Source organism: Acinetobacter sp. 148 (genome assembly GCF_031196675.1).
In the GTDB taxonomy this organism is placed as follows: domain Bacteria; phylum Pseudomonadota; class Gammaproteobacteria; order Pseudomonadales; family Moraxellaceae; genus Acinetobacter; species Acinetobacter baumannii.
Genome location: NZ_JAVIMT010000085.1, coordinates 27,570 through 46,494, shown reverse-complemented (window position 1 = coordinate 46,494; position 18,925 = coordinate 27,570). Strand labels below are relative to the sequence as shown.

16 protein-coding genes are annotated in these 18,925 nt (G+C 40.6%); 11 read left to right on the top strand and 5 right to left on the bottom strand.

Annotation, left to right across the window (positions count from 1 at the left end; all coding sequences use genetic code 11):
• Positions 1-6 precede the first annotated feature (6 nt).
• On the top strand, positions 7-1,098 hold the full coding sequence (gene aroC / locus RFX69_RS15555; protein ID WP_000918444.1) for a chorismate synthase: 1,092 nt from the start codon (positions 7-9) through the stop codon (positions 1,096-1,098).
• A gap of 96 nt (positions 1,099-1,194) precedes the next feature.
• On the opposite strand, the gene RFX69_RS15550 is transcribed toward aroC, so the two are convergent.
• Positions 1,195-2,424 (bottom strand): GGDEF domain-containing protein, encoded by a 1,230-nt coding sequence (locus RFX69_RS15550; RefSeq protein ID WP_000775755.1) that lies wholly within the window; start codon positions 2,422-2,424, stop codon positions 1,195-1,197.
• Positions 2,425-2,744: 320 nt separating this feature from the next.
• Between RFX69_RS15550 and RFX69_RS15545 the strand changes: the two genes are divergently transcribed.
• Positions 2,745-3,497, top strand: a complete 753-nt coding sequence (locus tag RFX69_RS15545) for a TenA family transcriptional regulator (RefSeq protein WP_289332792.1) — start codon at positions 2,745-2,747, stop codon at positions 3,495-3,497.
• Positions 3,498-3,543: 46 nt separating this feature from the next.
• Here the strand turns inward: RFX69_RS15545 and RFX69_RS15540 are convergent, their stop codons facing one another.
• Positions 3,544-4,683 (bottom strand): helix-turn-helix domain-containing protein, encoded by a 1,140-nt coding sequence (locus RFX69_RS15540; RefSeq protein WP_000367581.1) that lies wholly within the window; start codon positions 4,681-4,683, stop codon positions 3,544-3,546.
• 157 nt (positions 4,684-4,840) lie between these two features.
• Positions 4,841-5,827, bottom strand: coding sequence for a lipoyl synthase (lipA, locus tag RFX69_RS15535; RefSeq protein ID WP_289332791.1), 987 nt, complete (start codon positions 5,825-5,827; stop codon positions 4,841-4,843).
• Between the two features lie 364 nt (positions 5,828-6,191).
• Here lipA and RFX69_RS15530 point away from each other — a divergent pair, with 364 nt between their 5' ends.
• Genes RFX69_RS15530 through RFX69_RS15505 form a run of 6 tightly spaced genes read left to right on the top strand, consistent with a single transcriptional unit; the run spans position 6,192 to position 13,038 of the window.
• Complete coding sequence (locus RFX69_RS15530; RefSeq protein WP_004747291.1) at positions 6,192-7,154, top strand: thiamine pyrophosphate-dependent dehydrogenase E1 component subunit alpha; 963 nt, start codon at positions 6,192-6,194, stop codon at positions 7,152-7,154.
• Positions 7,155-7,167: 13 nt separating this feature from the next.
• The gene (locus RFX69_RS15525) at positions 7,168-8,187 is read left to right on the top strand and encodes an alpha-ketoacid dehydrogenase subunit beta (RefSeq protein WP_001133053.1); all 1,020 of its coding nucleotides are present in this window, start codon (positions 7,168-7,170) and stop codon (positions 8,185-8,187) included.
• Between the two features lies 1 nt (position 8,188).
• Entirely contained in the window at positions 8,189-9,724 is a 1,536-nt protein-coding gene (locus tag RFX69_RS15520; RefSeq protein WP_215763506.1) for a 2-oxo acid dehydrogenase subunit E2, read from the top strand.
• A gap of 10 nt (positions 9,725-9,734) precedes the next feature.
• On the top strand, positions 9,735-11,138 hold the full coding sequence (lpdA, locus tag RFX69_RS15515) for a dihydrolipoyl dehydrogenase (RefSeq protein ID WP_215763505.1): 1,404 nt from the start codon (positions 9,735-9,737) through the stop codon (positions 11,136-11,138).
• 26 nt (positions 11,139-11,164) lie between these two features.
• Positions 11,165-11,950, top strand: coding sequence for an acetoin reductase (locus tag RFX69_RS15510; protein WP_215763504.1), 786 nt, complete (start codon positions 11,165-11,167; stop codon positions 11,948-11,950).
• Between the two features lie 29 nt (positions 11,951-11,979).
• Positions 11,980-13,038, top strand: coding sequence for a 2,3-butanediol dehydrogenase (locus RFX69_RS15505; RefSeq protein ID WP_289332790.1), 1,059 nt, complete (start codon positions 11,980-11,982; stop codon positions 13,036-13,038).
• A 51-nt stretch (positions 13,039-13,089) separates the two neighbouring features.
• On the opposite strand, the gene RFX69_RS15500 is transcribed toward RFX69_RS15505, so the two are convergent.
• A complete protein-coding gene (locus RFX69_RS15500) occupies positions 13,090-14,001 on the bottom strand; it encodes a bestrophin family protein (RefSeq protein WP_000637008.1) in 912 nt (303 codons plus the stop codon).
• Positions 14,002-14,070: 69 nt separating this feature from the next.
• Positions 14,071-15,342, bottom strand: a complete 1,272-nt coding sequence (locus RFX69_RS15495; RefSeq protein WP_289332789.1) for a sigma-54-dependent Fis family transcriptional regulator — start codon at positions 15,340-15,342, stop codon at positions 14,071-14,073.
• Positions 15,343-15,533: 191 nt separating this feature from the next.
• Between RFX69_RS15495 and RFX69_RS15490 the strand changes: the two genes are divergently transcribed.
• From RFX69_RS15490 to RFX69_RS15475, 3 genes are all read left to right on the top strand, one after another.
• Positions 15,534-16,229 (top strand): MBL fold metallo-hydrolase, encoded by a 696-nt coding sequence (locus RFX69_RS15490; RefSeq protein ID WP_163047693.1) that lies wholly within the window; start codon positions 15,534-15,536, stop codon positions 16,227-16,229.
• 9 nt (positions 16,230-16,238) lie between these two features.
• Complete coding sequence (locus RFX69_RS15480) at positions 16,239-17,894, top strand: TIGR01244 family sulfur transferase (RefSeq protein ID WP_350499138.1); 1,656 nt, start codon at positions 16,239-16,241, stop codon at positions 17,892-17,894.
• Positions 17,895-18,068: 174 nt separating this feature from the next.
• On the top strand, positions 18,069-18,860 hold the full coding sequence (locus RFX69_RS15475) for a sulfite exporter TauE/SafE family protein (protein WP_000925652.1): 792 nt from the start codon (positions 18,069-18,071) through the stop codon (positions 18,858-18,860).
• The last annotated feature ends 65 nt before the right edge of the window (positions 18,861-18,925 follow it).

The following is an 18,925-nucleotide window of genomic DNA, read 5'->3' as shown; positions in this document are numbered from 1 at the left end:
GTACATATGGCAGGGAACAGTATTGGACAACTCTTTCGTGTGACTACATGCGGTGAATCGCATGGGGTTGGTTTAATGGCAATTGTTGATGGAGTGCCACCAGGCCTTGCATTAACCGAAGAAGATTTGCAAAAAGATCTCGATCGCCGTAAGCCGGGAACCTCCAAATTTGCGACTCAGCGTAAAGAGCCTGATCAGGTTGAAATCATTTCGGGTGTGTTTGAGGGTAAAACTACTGGTACGCCAATTGGTTTACTCATTCGCAATACAGACCAAAAATCGAAAGATTATGGAAATATTGCACAAACTTTTAGACCGGGTCACGCAGATTACACTTATACGCAAAAGTATGGTTTCCGCGACTATCGTGGTGGTGGCCGTTCAAGTGCTCGTGAAACTGCTATGCGTGTTGCAGCGGGTGCTATTGCGAAGAAATATCTAGCAGAAAAATTTGGTGTTTTGATTCGCGGTCATGTGACTCAAATTGGTAATGAAGTTGCTGAAAAACTAGATTGGAATGAAGTTCCAAATAATCCATTTTTCTGTGGCGATGTAGATGCTGTTCCTCGTTTTGAAGCATTGGTGACATCTTTACGTGAGCAAGGTACAAGTTGCGGTGCTAAGTTAGAAATTTTAGCCGAAAAAGTTCCTGTAGGTTGGGGTGAGCCTGTCTTTGACCGTTTAGATGCTGATATTGCACATGCAATGATGAGTATTAATGCGGTTAAAGGTGTTGAAATTGGCGATGGTTTTGCTGTAGCAGGACAGTTTGGACATGAAACTCGTGATGAATTGACTAGTCATGGCTTTCTAGCGAATCATGCTGGTGGTATTTTAGGTGGTATTTCAAGTGGCCAGACCATTCGTGTGGCGATTGCACTAAAACCAACAGCAAGTATTACAACGCCAGGTAAAACGATTAACTTAAATCGTGAAGATACTGATGTGTTAACTAAAGGCCGTCATGACCCGTGTGTGGGCGTTCGAGCAACTCCGATTGCAGAAGCAATGTTAGCGATAGTTCTAATGGATCATTTCTTACGCCACCGTGCTCAAAACGCGGATGTTGTTCCTCCATTTGCGCCAATTGAACCATAGTTAATTCTAATCAGCGTATTAAAAAAGCCACATAATCAAAATTATGTGGCTTTTCTATTTTTATTGAAATCACATGATTACCTTAAAAATAAATCATTAAGTTAGATCTACAATTTGTTCTTCATTCAAAGCAATTTGATATTGATTGCGGCCATTTGTTTTTGCCTGATAGAGCGCATGATCAGCACGACTAACAAAAGCAGAAATTGAATCATTTAAACGTGGAATTGTGGTCGCCACGCCAACACTAATAGTTACGTATGGTGAAACACTACTACATGGATGAACAATAGCAATTTTCTTAATTGCATTCATTAATCTTTCGGCCTGAATTTTGGCTTGTTGTGCATTTGTCATCGGGAACAAAAGTAAGAATTCTTCACCGCCATAACGGGCAACTAAATCGCCACTACGAGCAGCAATTGAGGAAATTGCAGTCGCAATATCTTTTAAACACTGATCACCCTTGAGATGGCCTAAGCTATCGTTATATGGTTTAAAGAAGTCAATATCAACCATCATAATAGTAAGAGGAGTCTCATGGCGTAATGCACGTCGCCATTCATTATCAAGTGTTTCATCAAGATAACGTCGGTTAGCAAGCCCGGTTAAAGCATCTTGTTGAGAAAGCAGTGACAGTTGTTGAGCTTGTTGCATGAGTTCAATACGGTTGAGCTCAATCATACAGTTTTGTAAATAGTTTTCACGGTGCTGACGATCCGTAGCATAGGCAAGGGTCATGCCTAAGAAACTACTAAACGTATAGGTACGGTTTAAGAAGGTCCAGTCTATGTCTCCGTTCAAATAGGTACTTACCAAAATACCAATAAGACCGCCGACCCATCCTGCAATAATGGCAGTATAAAAACGCATGCCTACCGCACCATAGATAATCACAATGGCATACATCATTGCTGCATGAAAAAGTACATTATCTTGGCCATTTTCTAAAACGTTAATTAAAATAAATGTTATGGCAACGGCAGCGGAAGAACCAATGCCGACATAATAATCAAACCACTGATTTAATTTTTTAATAAATGATAAAATCCAGGCGATTAAAACAATTATGCCTACCCAAGAATAATAGCTTAACCAGGATAAAACTTGTTCGGTTGGTAAAACTTGGTATATACCAAAGCTTAAAAATAAATATAATATTAAAATAATAGGTGCTCTATAGCGAAACTCATAGGCTGCACCATTTTGATATTGAAAACGATATATCGTTTCAAGTTGCTTTGGAAACCATACGAAATTTAATCCGCGTGTGGTTAATAAATCTATTTGTTCCTGTCCCAATATATTGGAACCTTGCAACTTCATAATTAATGCTCTCTATATTGGAAGTTGGCATAAAATGAGACTTGTTTTATTAAAGTTCCATCTAAAAGTATTGGTTATATAATGTGTGGTTTATTTAAAATAATAATACAGATTTTTTAAAAAAGTAATGATTTTTACGCCCCCTAATTGTGATAAAAATCACGACATTTCAATGATTAGCGTCACAATTATCTAAAGATTCGAAACCTTTGAGAAAAAATTACAAATGGTCGATTAAAGATTGTATCTTTATCATTTTCGGATAGACTTATAGCCGTGAAGTACAGATGATTGCTGTCATATAAATAGGAAAATTAGCAATGACTGCTCTAAATCAATATGGAATGAGTTTAGAAATTACGCCGCATAATGGATGGTCTCAGCGGTTTTGGGAGGATCTTTTACCAGTTAAGGAGCGGGTGAGTAAGCATCCGTTTTTTACTGAAATGGCCAATGGGGGATTGAGCCTAGAAAGTTTCCGTTATGCTTTACTTAATTTCTATCCATTAGTAGCGCATTTCCCGTCATATATGGCTGGTGCGTTAGCTAAAGCAACTGCTTTTGCAGAACCTGGCGTTACTGAAACAAGAGATTGGTTAATTCAAAATATTAAGGTCGAAGAGCGCCATTTACAGTGGTATCGGGATTGGGCTAGAGGTTTTGGATTAACGGTAGAACAACTCGATAGTGTTCGCCCACCAGCTTCGATGAATGCGGTGAATCATTTTCTTTGGAATATGAGTCATCGTGGCAACTTGGCTGAATGTCTGGCAGCGACCAATTTAGCAATTGAATGGGCGACAGGTGACTGGTCTATTCAAGTCTATAAAGGCATACACGCTTATACGGATCATCCGGAAGTTACCATTGATAAGCGTTCTTTAGCTTGGTTGCGCGCTCATGCACATTACGATGATCTTCATCCATATGAAGCTATGGAGTTGATTAAGCGCTTATGTAATGACCGTCCTGACTGGCAGCAAAAAGCATTTCATGCTGCTGAAGAAGGGCTGCGGTATTATGAATTAGCTTTAGACGATTGCTATAGAGTACAGCTTCAAGCCTCTGCTTGATCTCAACTTAAAAAGGGAGAATATTCTACATATTCTCCCTTTTATTTTATTCGAGCAATTTTAAGAGCTTTGCCCGATACGGTGTTTCTTCGGGCAGAAGTTCAAGTAAGCGTTCAACGGCATCAACACGGTCGGGAACACGGCTAACCACACGTAATAGTTGGTCTACATCATCAATTTGATAGATAACATGACTCAAGCGGGCGTCAAAGCAATCTCTCCAAGCACACAAAAACGGACTTTCTGACTTGGCTAAAAAACTACCTCTATACAGTGTTAAAGTGGTTGCAGTAAAACCTAAGTTTAGTGCTTGCTCAGCCATGAGAAAGTCACATTGAATTTCACAGTTAAGTCTATATGGTCGTGACTCGATCACATCGGGAATCAGGTTTCGAAGCTGTGAGAGCTCAGCTTTTAGTGTAGTGGTACTCACTGGTCGATCGCCATATAAGGCATAGTGAAGCTCTTCTAAGTTTATGCCTTCCGGACATAAAGCAAGAATACATAAAATTTCGATTTGGCGCTGCGTGAGTGTCAAGCCATGTTGATTGTATTGAACCTTAGGCGTGCCTAGCGCCTTAATATATAAAATGTTCTTTTGATGAAGTTGAATGGCTTGTTTTACAATATCGGCGCAGCGTTCAACAGCTAAAATTCCAAGTGAATTATGCTTTTGATATTTAGTTGATAAGTTCATAATGCCATAAAACTGGCCTGTATTTGCGTCAGTGATTGGGGCTGCATAACATACCCAGTCTCTAACGCTGTTCATCTGGTTTTCATGTGAATAAACACAGCTTGCAGAATGTGTATTTAGGGCAAGACCAATTGCATTTTGACCAACCGCTTGAGTTGACCATTGCCCACCTTCAACAAAATGGACTTGTTCAGCAGATGAACGCATAGGTGTACTACTCCATGTCCAGAGTAAAGTACCGTGAGGGTCAGTCACCCCAATTGCCATATCTGCATCTTCAGCAATGTGCATCAAATTTCTATGGCACTCTTGGATTGAACGACCAAATAAGGAATGTTGCCATTCATGATCTAGATCAAATATAGGAGCCGCATCTAGATCGAGTGACGGCTTTTTTCCTAAACAAGGTGTTTCAGAGATTGTTTCCGGTCTAAAGAAAGACGGAAGGTTGTCTGTAGAAGGCAATAATAATTGTTTTGACATATCCATATCGAAGTTCCTTTATCGTTGAAATGGCGTATCCGTGGCCGCTCAACAGGTTTAGCTTTCTTATTGTGACTATTTCCTCGTTATTTCATTTACCTTAAATAATTTTAAACGGTTTGACTATTATCCTATTGAGTAAGTTTTGTTATTTCGCTTCGTCCTATGACAAAACATCCTCTCTTGAAAATGGCTTTGGTGCAGGTTCTCCAAAATATTGCCGATCGGCAAAATAGCTAGAACGGACCATTGGCGCACTCCAGATATTTTTAAAGCCTAAACGCTGGCCATGCTGAGCGTATCTTTCAAATTCTTGTAAATTCACAAACCGGTGAATAGGGGCATGTGATTTAGAGGGCTGTAAATATTGTCCAATAGTCACTAAATCTACATCATGATCTTTTAAATCGTTGAGTAGAGCAATAACTTCAGCTTCAATTTCTCCTAGCCCTACCATTAGGCCGCATTTAGTTTTGATATCAGGACAGTATTTTTTAAAACGTTTTAATAAATTTAACGAATGCTCATAGTCCGAACCGGGCCGCATCGCTTTATATAAACGTGGTACTGTCTCAATATTATGATTAAACACATCGGGTGGTGATAAACTTAATGTAGAGAGTGCTGTTTCTAAACGGCCACGAAAGTCCGGAACTAAAATTTCAATCAGCGTATCTGGACAACGGTTTCTGATTTCTTCAATACACTTCACAAAATGTGCTGCACCACCATCGTGTAGATCATCACGGTCTACAGAGGTAATGACTACATATTTTAAGTTTAGGTTAGCGACCGTCTCAGCTAGATGTTTAGGTTCATTTTCATCTAAAGGCATTGGACGACCATGTGCTACATCGCAGAAAGGGCAACGTCTTGTACAAATATCTCCCATAATCATAAATGTTGCCGTACCACCACCAAAACATTCAGGTAGATTTGGACATGCGGCTTCTTCACAAACACTATGTAGCTTTTGTTGGCGTAATAAATTTTTGATACGTTGAATTTCTTCGAAATCAGTTATTTTTGCTCGAATCCATTCAGGTTTTTTAGGTAATTCTTCGGTAGGTAAAATTTTAATGGGAATACGAGAAACTTTATCTATTCCTCTTAACTTAATACCTGTTTCTATTTGCCTTTTTAAGTCCATATATAAAATTCCATTTTATATTAAATTAATTTGCAACTTAACTGGTTATAATAAAAAACCTTATTTCTATAAATAAGAAATAAAGAATTTATTAATGCGTATAGTGCACAGCAAATATTATAAATTAATAAAGGTTGGTTAAAGGTTTGTTTTACAAGTGCATGAAATGAATTAAAATTTTTTAATTTTATTTTTGCGGTGTAAGCTTGTGATAAATAAAAATTAATAGCTAAAAAACTTATTTAAAACTTTTTAGTCTAATAGCATATTAAATTAAATTGAGCTTTATTATTTGTAGCGAAATATATAACACTCGCTGAAACTTGGTTGATTTTTAATAATCAAGATAATAAAGGAAAAGGATATGCAATTAACGGAAGAGCAATTACTCGCAGCATATAAACGCATGCGTGATATTCGTGAATTTGAAGATCGACTTCATGAAGAAAATACCAATGGTGATATTCCAGGCTTTATTCACTTATATAGCGGAGAAGAAGCTGTAGCAGTCGGGATTTGCGAAAACTTAACCGACAAAGACTATATCACTTCAACACACCGTGGACATGGACACTGTATTGCAAAAGGCTGTGATATTCACGCCATGATGCTGGAAATTTTCGGTAAAGATGACGGGCTATGCCGTGGAAAAGGCGGTTCTATGCATATTGCCGATTTAGATAAAGGTATGCTCGGTGCCAACGGGATTGTGGGTGGTGGGCCTCCTTTAGCAATTGGTGCAGCGTTGACAGCGAAAACTTTAAAGACTGGTGGCGTCGGACTGTCTTTTACAGGTGATGGTGGTTCAAACCAAGGCCTTACTTTTGAAGCGATGAACATGGCTGTTGTTCTTAAACTTCCTGTGATTTTCGTTTTTGAAAATAACGGTTTTGGTGAGGGGACTGGTCATGATTACGCTGTAGGAAGCAAAGACATTGCTGGTCGTGCAGCAGGGTTCGGTTTACCGGCAGTTAAAGTTGATGGTACAGACTTCTTTGCCGTCTATGAAGCCGCTCAAAATGCCATTGAACGCGCGCGCCGTGGTGAAGGTCCAAGCGTGATTGAAACCATCACAAACCGTTTTTATGGCCACTTCGAAGGTGACCCTGGCTTGATTCGTTCTAAAGAAGAAGTCGAGTTCATCAAAGAAAATAAAGATCCTTTAAAAATTTTCCGTGAGAAAGTCAAAGGCAAAATTGATGAAGCCAAACTAGACGAGATTGATGCAGCTTCAAAGGCAAATGTTGATGATGCCGTTGCTAAAGCCCGTGCTGCGGCATATCCGAAACCAGAACAACTCCTTACTGACGTCTATGTCTCTTACTAAAGGAATAGTAAAGATGCCAAATAAAAGTTTTCGTAATGCAATTAAAGAAGCCATTGAATCAGAAATGCGTCGTGATCCAACCGTATTTGTTGTTGGTGAAGATGTTCGTGGTGGGCACGGCGGTAAAAACACTGAAGAAAACCAGTTAGAAGGTTTCGGTGGTGTATTGGGCGTAACCAAAGGTTTATGGACAGAATTTGGTTCGGAACGTGTTATTGATACCCCAATTACCGAGTCTGCAATTATCGGTATGGCTGCTGGTGCTGCAGCAACAGGTTTACGTCCTGTTGCCGATTTAATGTTTATGGATTTCTATGGCGTGTGTCATGACATGCTCTATAACCAAGCCGCTAAATTCCGTTATATGTTTGGCGGAAAAGCAAAAGCGCCAATGGTTGTACGTGGCATGATTGGCGCAGGTTTCTCTGCGGCAGCTCAGCATTCTCAGTCACCGTATAACGTATTTGCTGCGGTTCCGGGCTTAAAAGTTGTGGTTCCATCTAGCCCATATGATGTGAAAGGGCTATTAATTCAGGCTATTCGTGATGATGACCCTGTAGTGTTCTGTGAACATAAAATGCTTTATGACATTAAAGGCGAAGTTCCAGATGATGCCTATACTATTCCTTTTGGTGTAGCAAATTACACCCGTGAAGGAACAGACGTGACCATTATTGCTTTAGGCCTGATGGTACACCGTGCCAATGAAGTAGCAGATAAACTAGCAAAAGATGGCATTTCGGTTGAAGTGGTCGACCCTCGCACAATTTCACCTCTGGATGAAGAAGGAATTTTAGAATCTGTTGCATCGACTGGGCGTGTGGTTATTGTGGATGAATCAGCGGCACGCTGTGGCTTTGGTCATGATGTTGCCGCCCTGATCGCGCAAAAAGGTTTCCACTATTTGAAAGCACCTGTTGAACTCGTAACGCCACCACATACGCCTGTTCCATTCTCTCCAGTTTTAGAAAAAGAATGGATTCCAAGTGTAGAGCGTATTGAGCAAGCTGTGCGAAAAACATTGGAGGCTTAGGATGAGCGAAATTAAAACGCTGGAGATCCCGAAATGGGGATTATCCATGGAAGAAGGCACGATCGCCCAATGGTTGATTAAAGAGGGTGATAGCTTTAATAAAGGCGATGAAATTTGTGAAATTGAAACCACAAAAATCGTCAATGTGTTAGAAGCGCCTTTTGCTGGAACGCTCCGTAAAATTTTAGCGAAAGATGGTGATACTTTACCTGTTGGTGGTCTTATTGCCGTATGTGCTGATAGTGAAGTTTCTGATGCAGAAATTGAAAAGTTTATTGCATCACTAGGTGGTTCAGCAGCTCAAGCCCCGGAAGCACCTTCGGAGCAAAGTAAAGCGGAAACATCTGCACCTGTTGCTGAAAAAACAGAACAACCACAGACTGTAGCAGCTAGTGCTTCAGCTCCTGCAAAGGTAGCGAAAGAGGACTACGCTGTACCAGAGTCATTACAAGGCTATCAAACATCTAATGAGTTGTTTGCAACGCCGCATGCATTAAAGCTTGCAGAAAAACACAATGTAAACTTGGCAAAAGTCACAGGTTCTGGTCGTGAAGGACGTATTAGTGTTCAAGACATCCAGAAGGCTGTACAGGCTGCTGGTGGTCAGTGGCCTGATATTAAGCAGCAAACTCAAGCTAAAGTGGTTAAATCTACGGCCGATGATAGCCAAGTTTTAGCAACGCCTGTAGCACGTCGTTTAGCAAAGCAGTGGAGCATTAACCTAAATGATTGCCGTGTTTCAGGTACTCGTGGCCGTGTCTGTAAAGAAGATGTTGAGGCAGTTTACTATCGTAACAATCCAACGTCGGTAAATGAACAACCTGTGCAATGTGCAGCTCAACCACAATCAACCGTTACGACGGTGGCGATGAATGGGATGCGTAAAGCGATTGCTTCACGGTTACAGGCTGCAAAACGTAACGCACCGCATTTCCGCTTAGTGGTCGATCTCAACGTAGAGGCTTTGCAAAAACTACGTAAGCAGATTAATGAGACTGTTCCCCAAGTGAAACTTTCTATTAATGACATGCTAATTAAAGCAGCTGCCGCCGCGCTGATTAAAGTACCTGAGGTGAATGTTCAATTTGATGAGGCGACTCAATCAATTTTACAGTTCTCTCAAGCGGATATTTCGGTGGCCGTAGCGATTCCAAACGGTTTAATTACACCCATTGTAAAAGCAGCAAATCAGAAGTCTTTAGCACAAATTTCCGATGACATGCGTGATTTGGCAACTCGTGCTAAGACTGGCAAGTTACAACCTGACGAGTTTCAGGGTGGTAGCTTTAGCATTTCAAATTTAGGAATGTTAGGCATTAAACAGTTCGATGCCATTATTAACCCACCGCAAGGTGCAATTATGGCATTAGGTGCTTCGGAATCTCGCGCTGTTGTCGAAAATGGCAATGTAGTGGTTCGTGAGATTGTCACAGCGACGTTGTCATGCGATCACCGAGTTATTGATGGCGCAGTTGGGGCGAAATTCTTGGCCAGCTTTAAGCAGTTTGTTGAAAACCCTGCTTTAATTTTGGTGTAGGAGAACCCGCATGTCAGAAGCTCAATTTGATTTAATTGTGATTGGCGCGGGACCGGGTGGGTATGTGGCTGCAATTCGTGCAGCCCAGCTCGGGTTAAAAACCGCAATTGTAGAAGAGCGACATTTAGGCGGAATTTGTCTAAATTGGGGCTGTATTCCAACCAAAGCTTTGCTTGCAGGGGCAGAGCTCGCAACCCAGTTTAAACATGCTGGACAGTTTGGTTTTCAGGTATCCCAACTCGATTTTGATATTCAAAAGCTTGTGCAACATAGCCGACAAGTGTCAGCTCAATTAGTACAAGGCATCGATTACTTGTTGAAAAAGAATCAGGTCACTGTTTTTAGTGGTCGCGCTCAACTTACAGCGAAAGAAAAAATTGAAGTGACCGATGCTCAAGGTAATAGTCAGGCTTTGAGTGCACCACATATCATTTTGGCAACTGGAGCTAAAGCCCGACATGTTCCTCAACTTCCTGTCGATGGAACATATGTCTGGAGCTATAAAGAAGCGCTTGTTCCAGAGCAGTTACCAAAAAGTTTACTGGTTGTAGGTTCAGGTGCAATTGGTAGTGAGTTTGCCAGTCTTTATCAAGATTTGGGATGTCAGGTGACCCTTATTGATTTAGCCAAGCAGATTTTACCTACTGAAGATCCGGAAGTTGCCCAATTTGTCAGAAAACAATTTGAACAAAAAGGAATGAAAGTTTTAACCGATGCTGTCGTTCAAAGTATTCAAATTGAAAATGGTCAAGTTCACTGTGTGATTGAAACAGCAAATGACGTTCAAACGCTTGTTTTTGACCGTGTGCTTTCGGCAATTGGTGTACAGTCGAATACCACGGAACTAGGACTGGAGCGTTTAGGTGTAGAACTCAATCCCCAAGGTTTTGTGGCAATTGATGATTATTGTAAAACCAACGTAGCAGGGCTTTATGCAATTGGTGATGTGGCTGGTGCACCGTGTCTTGCACATAAAGCAAGCCACGAAGCCATGATATGTGTCGAAAAAATTGCTGGTGTAGCTAATGTACATTCACTTGACCGTAGCCAGATACCTGGTTGTATTTTTACGCATCCACAAGTGGCGAGTATTGGTTTAACGGAAAATGCAGCAAAAGCTAAGAATCTACCTATACGAATCGGCAAGTTTTCTTTAACTGCAAATGGTAAAGCTTTGGCAATTGGAGATGCGACAGGTTTCGTTAAAACGGTGATACATGCAGAGACTGGGGAATTACTTGGTGCACATATGGTTGGCCATGAAGTGACCGAACATATTCAAGGCTTTGCGATTGCCAAATATCTAGAGGCAACTGATGAAAGTTTAGCTCAAGTGATTTTCCCACATCCAACATTATCAGAAGCCATGCATGAATCCATTTTGGCTTCAATGCAACGAGCGATTCATATGTAGAAATTCTACATTTACAGGAGTTGAACATGGTTAAGGGATTAAAAAATAAAGTCGTTTTAGTGACTGGGGCAGCTCAAGGCATTGGCCGTGGGATTGCCCTGCGCTTGGCGCAAGAAGGGGCACATATTGCATTAGTTGATATTAAACAAGATCAACTGAATGATGTGCAGCAGGAAATTCAGGCTTTAGGTGTAAATGCGAGCACATTTATTGCTAATGTAAGTGACCGCGAGCAAGTATATGCCGCTATAAATCATGCTGAGCAGACACTTGGTGGGTTTGATGTCATGATTAATAACGCTGGAATTGCACAAGTACAAGCGATTGCGGATATCACACCTGATGAATTCCAAAAAATTGTTGATATTAATATTGGTGGCGTGCTGTGGGGAATACAAGCTGCTGCTGCAAAATTTAAGCAACGTCAACATAAAGGAAAAATCATTAATGCTTGCTCAATTGCAGGCCACGATGGGTTTGCTTTACTCGGTATTTACTCGGCAACCAAATTTGCGGTACGAGCACTTACCCAAGCTGCCGCAAAAGAATATGCCAGTCACGGTATTACGGTAAATGGATATTGCCCCGGAATTGTTGGAACGGACATGTGGGTTGAAATCGATAAACGTTTTGCTGAAATTACCGGTGCCGCAATTGGTGAAACTTATAAAAAATATGTGGAAGGCATTGCCTTAGGTAGAGCCCAAACACCATACGATGTAGCCGCATTAGTTGCTTTTCTGGCAAGTGAAGATTCGGACTATATTACGGGTCAATCCATTTTAACAGACGGCGGAATTGTCTATCGCTAAAACAACATCCTGATTTGAGGGAGATAATAATGAAAGCAGCGCGTTTTTATGACAGAGGCGATATTCGTATTGAAGATATCCCTGAACCAGAAGTCACTCCTGGCACTGTAGGTATCAAGGTGGCTTGGTGTGGAATCTGTGGTACAGATTTACATGAGTTTATGGAAGGGCCAATTTTTATTCCACCGTGTGGACATCCGCATCCTATTTCAGGTGAATCTGTACCGATTACCATGGGACATGAATTTTCAGGTGTGGTCTATGCCGTAGGAGAAGGTGTTGATGATATTGAAATTGGTCAACATGTCGTCGTAGAGCCTTATATTGTGGCCGATGATGTGCCGACTGGACCGGGCGATAATTATCATCTTTCCAAAAATATGAACTTTATTGGTTTAGGCGGTCGTGGCGGTGGCTTATCGGAGAAAATTGCGGTTAAACGCCGTTGGGTGCATCCAATTTCCAATAAAATTCCACTGGATCAGGCGGCCTTAATTGAACCGTTATCGGTAGGTCATCATGCCTATGTGCGCAGTGGTGCAAAGGCTGGTGACATTGCACTGGTTGGTGGTGCAGGCCCCATTGGTTTGTTGCTTTCGGCAATTTTAAAAGCCAAAGGTCTTAAGGTCATAATTACCGAGTTAAGTGCAAAACGTAAAGAAAAAGCCAAAGAGTCGGGTGTTGCAGATTATATTTTAGACCCGTCAGAAGTTGATGTTGTTTCTGAGGTCATGAAAATCACTAATGGCGATGGTGTCGATGTTGCGTTTGAATGTAGTAGCGTTAACAAGGTGCTAGATACCTTGGTTGCGGCAGTGAAACCAACAGGCGTCATAGTTATCGTTTCGATTTGGAGCCATCCAGCATCGATTAATGTGCATAGTGTGGTGATGAAAGAGCTTGATGTAAGAGGCACAATTGCCTACGTAAATGACCATCAAGAAACCATTAAACTGGTCGAAGAAGGTAAAATAAATCTTGAACCTTTTATTACCCAGCGCATTCAACTTGATGATTTGATTTCACAAGGTTTTAAAACCTTAATTCATAACAATGAGTCAGCCGTTAAGATTATCGTACATCCATAAATAGACACTTAAGCCTATAAAAAAAGAGCGATGATTCGCTCTTTTTTTTTATTAAAGTAAATTGTTGTTTTTGGCTTCAATAATAGGGGGTAATGGCTGCCCTAAAGAGCTTAGAGACTCACGTTCAATCAAACGCACAATAGAATCGAGCGGTAAATCATTTTCTTGCAAACCGAAAGGTTCTTCAATTTGAGCACTTAGGGCATCTAAACCTAAAAACATATAAGCGATTAAACCCACAATAAGTGGTGTCCAAATGCCTAAAGCTGCTTCAAGGCTAAACGGTAATATGAAACAGAAACAATAAACGGCACGGTGCAAAAGTACTGAATAAGAGTAGGGCAAAGGCGTCCCAGCAATTCGGTCACAACCTGCTTGGATATTGCCTAGCTCAACAATATGTCGATTTAGCGTGCTATAGATAATGTCACTAATTTCACCATCTTTGAGTATTTTAACTAAATCTTTTTGAATATTTTCGAGTACAAATTGAGGTGCATTAATATGCTCATTTAAATAATTAAGCGAAGAGTTATTTAAATAGGCATGCTCAAGAAATTTTGTGGGTTCGACTGTTTGTTGGCGCAGTCGATCACGCAGTAAATTACTAAAAATTAAGACCTGATGAATTAAATGTTCACGTTGTTCATTAGATAAAACATGGCTATCTCTAACAATATGTCTGGCATTGGCAATTAAAGCACCCCAGAGCTTGCGACCTTCCCACCATCGGTCATAACACGCGTTATTTCTAAAACCCGTACAAATCGAAAGAATCACGCCAAAGATGGTAAATCCGATCGCGGGTACGGTAGGAATTTGAATCCAATGATAATAAGAGAGCCAGACCACACATGCTGAAATAAGTACCACAAAACTCAGTGCAGGCAAAACCTTCGGCAAAATTGTTCCTTTCCAAGCAAATAATAATTTAAATACATTGCTTTTATCACGGACAATCATATAAAGCCTTTGAACTAACGAACCTAACCAAGTGCAATATGATACGCCTTAGACGAGCTAAATACCTAGCTAAAGCTTATGCTTTTGTCTGTATCGCCAAAGGGTAGTACGGCTAATTCCAAAAATATTCGCGACCATATTCAGGTTATGATCATATTTTTCTAAAGCAGCTTGTACATTTTCAGGGGTAAGTTCTGTATTTGTCTCAGGCAATTTAACGTAATCTTCAGCATTTAAGAGTTCATTTGGTAAGTCTTCGACTTCAATTTCATCCTTACCATTTGCCATGGTTAAAGCATAAAGAAGGGTGTTTTTAAGCTCACGAACATTTCCTGGCCAGTCATAGTTCAATAAAACTTGCATGGCTTTCTGATTAACATGGCGAGGCATTGTGTCGAGTTGAGTGGAGCTCTCTTTTAAAATTTGATCGACAATAAGAGGAATATCGACTTTTCTCTCTCTGAGTGGTGGTATGAAAATTGGAATTACGCGTAGACGGTAGAGTAGATCATGACGAAAACGCCCAGCCTTAGCCTCTTCGCGTAAAGCTTTATGTGTTGCTGTAATAATGCGGACATTAGCCTGAATTGGTTTTTCACCACCTACAGGAGTAAATTCACCTGTTTCTAACACCCGTAATAATTTAGCTTGAAGCTCTAAAGGAATCTCGGCAATTTCATCCAGAAACAGCGTTCCACCAGCGGCACGTTCAAACACACCTTTATGGTCACGAATTGCTCCCGTAAAAGCACCTTTCACATGCCCAAAGAGTTCACTTTCTAAAATATTAGAATTTAAAGCTGCACAGTTAATGGCAACAAAGATCTTATTTTTACGCTGGCTATAATCATGAATTGCTTTTGCCACAAGTTCTTTACCGCTACCAGATTCACCGCGTACGAGCACTGGAAACTCAGTAATTGCCACTCTTTGAATAATTGAAAACATACGAGTCATTTCTGGTGAACAACTATTGAAAACTTTAGCCAAGTCTTGCAATTGTTCTGTTAGCTCTACTTCATCAACAATATCATTCTCTATGCTAACGGGCTGTAGAATATGCAATTTCCCGATAATGCGATGCTCCGCGATGTAAATATCATGTTCTTGATAGATAAATCGCTTTCTCATTTTAGGAGTATTGATCTCAAGATATTGATTGTGATGGTCTTGAGTAAGCGCTGCCATGCTCTCTACAGAAATGTCATCTGTATTAAATTTATAGTGAATTGCTTGAGTCGTTGTGTCTGCTAAAAACAGGCTCGCATTTGGGAAGAGAGCCTTAAGCTGCTCAAATAAAATATAAAAATTCTGTTCTGACTCAAAATTTAGCTTTGCCATTTTATATGTTTCACAATCGTTTCATTGAAACATACTTGAGTTTCATAGGAACATCAAGCTGAGTTCATTTTCTAAGTTTAGTTTTACTTATTATTTTAAGTTTTTGATTTTTATATTTATTATTTAATTTTAAATAATTGGCATCTTATTTGCAAAATATAGGAAAGAAATAAATTATTAGGGTATAAATCATGTTCTTTAAGCAGTTTTTTGAGCAGGAAAGTTCGACTTATACATATATGCTTGGGTGTGAAGAAACACGAGAGGCTGTTTTAATTGACCCAGTCGCATCAGATATTGAGATTTATGCAAAAGAATTAGAGCAGCATCAATTTACGCTCATCTATACCTTAGACACTCATGTTCATGCAGACCATATTACCGCTGCAAATTTACTTCGTGAACGTTTCCATTGCAAATCGGTTTTACACCGAAACTCAGAAGTAAGTTGCGGAGATATTTTAATTACTGATGGTTGCATGCTTAAAGTTGGCAACCTCAGTATTGAAGCGCGTTACACACCAGGTCATACCAATGCTTGTACGAGTTACCTAGTTGGAAACATGATTTTCACTGGTGATGCATTATTAATTGACGGCTGTGGTCGAACTGACTTCCAGCAAGGTAATGCAGGTACACTTTATGACAGTATTCATAAACAACTTTTTAGCCTGCCTGACGAGACTATTGTGTATCCGGGACACGATTATAAAGGTCGTCTGTCTTCAACAATTGGTTATGAACGCTTAAATAATTCACGTCTAGGTCAGAATCGCTCGCGTGAAGATTTTATTGAATTAATGAATAACTTAAATCTGCCATATCCAAAACAAATCGATAAAGCACTTCCTGCTAATCAGGCTTGCGGCTCAATTTCACAATTATAAGGTGGCAATATGGAACTTAAACGAGTTAATCAAGATTTTTATGTTGCTGGCCAGATTACTGCCAACGATATTGTAAAAATTGCAGACCAAGGAATAAAAACTCTGATATGTAACCGCCCGGATGGAGAAGGTGCAGAACAACCCAATGTGATTGAAATTGAAGAAGCAGCTCAACAATATGGTCTAAAGGTAATTTATCAGCCTGTGACCAGTGGCAAAATTACCGATCAACAAGTTGCCGAGTTTAAACAGCTTTATAAGAATGCCCAAAAACCTGTTTTAGCGTATTGCCGTTCTGGTATGCGTGCAATCAGTTTATGGGCTTTGGCCGAAGTTGCCCCACAAGATGTAGCACTGTTAGTTGAATCGGGTAACAAACTTGGTTTTAACTTAAAAGGCTTAGTGCCACGTATTTTAAAACGTGATCATGAACCAGCGACAATTCCTTGTTATAGCGTTGTGATTGTGGGCGCTGGAGCAGCAGGAATTTCTGTAGCATCGAGCTTACTGTCTCGCGAACCTCATTTAGATATTGTCATTATTGATCCCGCAGATACACATTATTATCAACCGGGCTGGACCATGGTTGGTGGCGGTATTTTTAAACCTCAAGTAACCGCACGTTCAATGGCAAGTGTGATTCCTTCAAAAGTGAAATGGATGAAAGCAGCAGTTGCTGGATTCGATCCTGAGCATAATCAAGTTATTTTGGAAGGATGCCAACCCATTCAATATAAAGCCTTAGTCGTCTGTCCTGGTTTAAAACTGAATTGGCATGGAATTGAAGGTTTAGTTGAAACCTTAGGTAAAAATGGGGTGACGTCTAACTATCGTTATGACTTGGCGCCGTATACATGGGAACTGGTGCAACAGCTAAACGGTGGAAAAGCAATCTTTACCCAGCCGCCTATGCCGATTAAATGTGCCGGAGCCCCACAAAAAGCGATGTATCTTTCAGCCGACTACTGGTTAAAGCAAGGCAAACTTAAAGATATCTCTATCCATTTTTATAACACTGGTGCTGTTTTATTTGGTGTGAAGGAATATGTACCTGCACTAATGCAATACGTTGAAAAATATGGCACTGAACTTCATTTTAACCATCAACTTGTCAAACTAGACGGGCCTGCAAAGAAAGCATGGTTCAAAGTGGTGAATGATGAAAATGCAGCTTTGGTCGAAACAGATTTCGATATGTTGCATGTTGTTCCACCGCAACAAGCGCCTGATTTTATTCGTGCAAGTACTCTTACTGATGAAGCCGGCTGGGTGAGTGTGAATCCTCAAACCCTACAACACACACAGCACGCCAATATTTTTGCTTTAGGTGATGTGATGAATGCGCCTAATGCCAAAACTGCTGCTGCGGCACGGGCACAAGCTCCGATCGTTGCTGTGAATGTTATAGCCCAGCTCAAAGGTGAGCAAAACTTCTGCGAGTACAACGGCTATGGTTCATGTCCACTCACAGTAGAGCGTGGAAAAATCGTTCTGGCTGAGTTTGGCTACGGCGGCAAATTACTTCCAAGTTTTCCAAAATGGGTAATTGATGGGCAAAAACCTTCCCGTTTGGCTTGGCTGCTTAAAGAGCAGATTTTACCGCCAATTTACTGGCAAGGCATGCTCAAGGGCCGTGAGTGGATGGTCAAACCTGAGCGAGGATAAGTAAAGCAACGCTTTACCCGAGCGCAAGACGAGAACTATGTTCGAGTTAAGAGGATAAACAAAGCAACGCTTTGTCCTGAGAAGCGACTAAAGCTTCGCAAGAAGACGAGATCAACTCACTCATTAACCAGCAGTCTACTGCAAACGATGTATATGCAATTTTAGGCTTTTAATATGTTATTACTTGTCGTTGAAGGCATTGTGATTGGCTTTTTACTTGGTCTTACTGGTGCGGGTGGTGGCATTCTTGCTGTACCCGCGCTTATGACCAGTCAAGGCTGGAGCGTGGCGCAAGCTGCACCGATTGGGTTATTGGCGGTTGCGCTATCTACTCTCATAGGAACCATTGAAGGCTTATTTAAAAAGATTGTTCGTTATCGTGCTGCAATCTGGATTGCCTTAATTGGTGCCCCTATGGCACATATCGGTATTTTAATAGCTAACACAATTTCACCTATTTGGCTCATGTTAATGTTTAGCTTGGTCATGTTTACAGTCGGCTATCGACTTATTAGTAACCGAATTTCGGATTTTCATAACCCGCCGTGTCAGGTCAACCCAAGTACGGGACGCTTTATCTGGAATTTTAAAACTGGTGGTGTGCTTGCAAGCATCGGGATTATTGCTGGGCTTTTAACGGGGATGTTAGGGGTTGGCGGCGGCTTTGTAATTGTACCCGCGCTTAGAAAAGTCACAAATTTGGATATGCATAGCATTGTTGCAACCTCACTTATGATTATTTTCCTGATTAGTGGCATGAGTATTGTGATGCATATTGCAGAGGGCTTTCACTATCCAGTAGCAATCACTAGTGCGTTTGCACTCGCATGTGCATTCGGTATGTTATTAGGACGCCGAGCTATTCGGTTTATTCCGTCTGCAATTGTACAAAAGGTCTTTGCTTTAATGGTTTTTGCTGTCGCAATTTATATGGTTATTAAGATTGTTAATCTAACAAATATCTGAGCGATATAGTATTTTAACCTTCTCTATAAGTAGCAATTTTTCCAAGATGAGATATTAAAATTATC

Bases quoted from the DNA above. Each gene is read 5' to 3' on its own strand.
- aroC (WP_000918444.1), top strand. From the start codon at position 7: ATGGCAGGGAACAGTATTGGACAACTCTTTCGTGTGACTACATGCGGT.
- RFX69_RS15550 (WP_000775755.1), bottom strand. From the start codon at position 2,424: ATGAAGTTGCAAGGTTCCAATATATTGGGACAGGAACAAATAGATTTA.
- RFX69_RS15545 (WP_289332792.1), top strand. From the start codon at position 2,745: ATGACTGCTCTAAATCAATATGGAATGAGTTTAGAAATTACGCCGCAT.
- RFX69_RS15540 (WP_000367581.1), bottom strand. From the start codon at position 4,683: ATGGATATGTCAAAACAATTATTATTGCCTTCTACAGACAACCTTCCG.
- lipA (WP_289332791.1), bottom strand. From the start codon at position 5,827: ATGGACTTAAAAAGGCAAATAGAAACAGGTATTAAGTTAAGAGGAATA.
- RFX69_RS15530 (WP_004747291.1), top strand. From the start codon at position 6,192: ATGCAATTAACGGAAGAGCAATTACTCGCAGCATATAAACGCATGCGT.
- RFX69_RS15525 (WP_001133053.1), top strand. From the start codon at position 7,168: ATGCCAAATAAAAGTTTTCGTAATGCAATTAAAGAAGCCATTGAATCA.
- RFX69_RS15520 (WP_215763506.1), top strand. From the start codon at position 8,189: ATGAGCGAAATTAAAACGCTGGAGATCCCGAAATGGGGATTATCCATG.
- lpdA (WP_215763505.1), top strand. From the start codon at position 9,735: ATGTCAGAAGCTCAATTTGATTTAATTGTGATTGGCGCGGGACCGGGT.
- RFX69_RS15510 (WP_215763504.1), top strand. From the start codon at position 11,165: ATGGTTAAGGGATTAAAAAATAAAGTCGTTTTAGTGACTGGGGCAGCT.
- RFX69_RS15505 (WP_289332790.1), top strand. From the start codon at position 11,980: ATGAAAGCAGCGCGTTTTTATGACAGAGGCGATATTCGTATTGAAGAT.
- RFX69_RS15500 (WP_000637008.1), bottom strand. From the start codon at position 14,001: ATGATTGTCCGTGATAAAAGCAATGTATTTAAATTATTATTTGCTTGG.
- RFX69_RS15495 (WP_289332789.1), bottom strand. From the start codon at position 15,342: ATGGCAAAGCTAAATTTTGAGTCAGAACAGAATTTTTATATTTTATTT.
- RFX69_RS15490 (WP_163047693.1), top strand. From the start codon at position 15,534: ATGTTCTTTAAGCAGTTTTTTGAGCAGGAAAGTTCGACTTATACATAT.
- RFX69_RS15480 (WP_350499138.1), top strand. From the start codon at position 16,239: ATGGAACTTAAACGAGTTAATCAAGATTTTTATGTTGCTGGCCAGATT.
- RFX69_RS15475 (WP_000925652.1), top strand. From the start codon at position 18,069: ATGTTATTACTTGTCGTTGAAGGCATTGTGATTGGCTTTTTACTTGGT.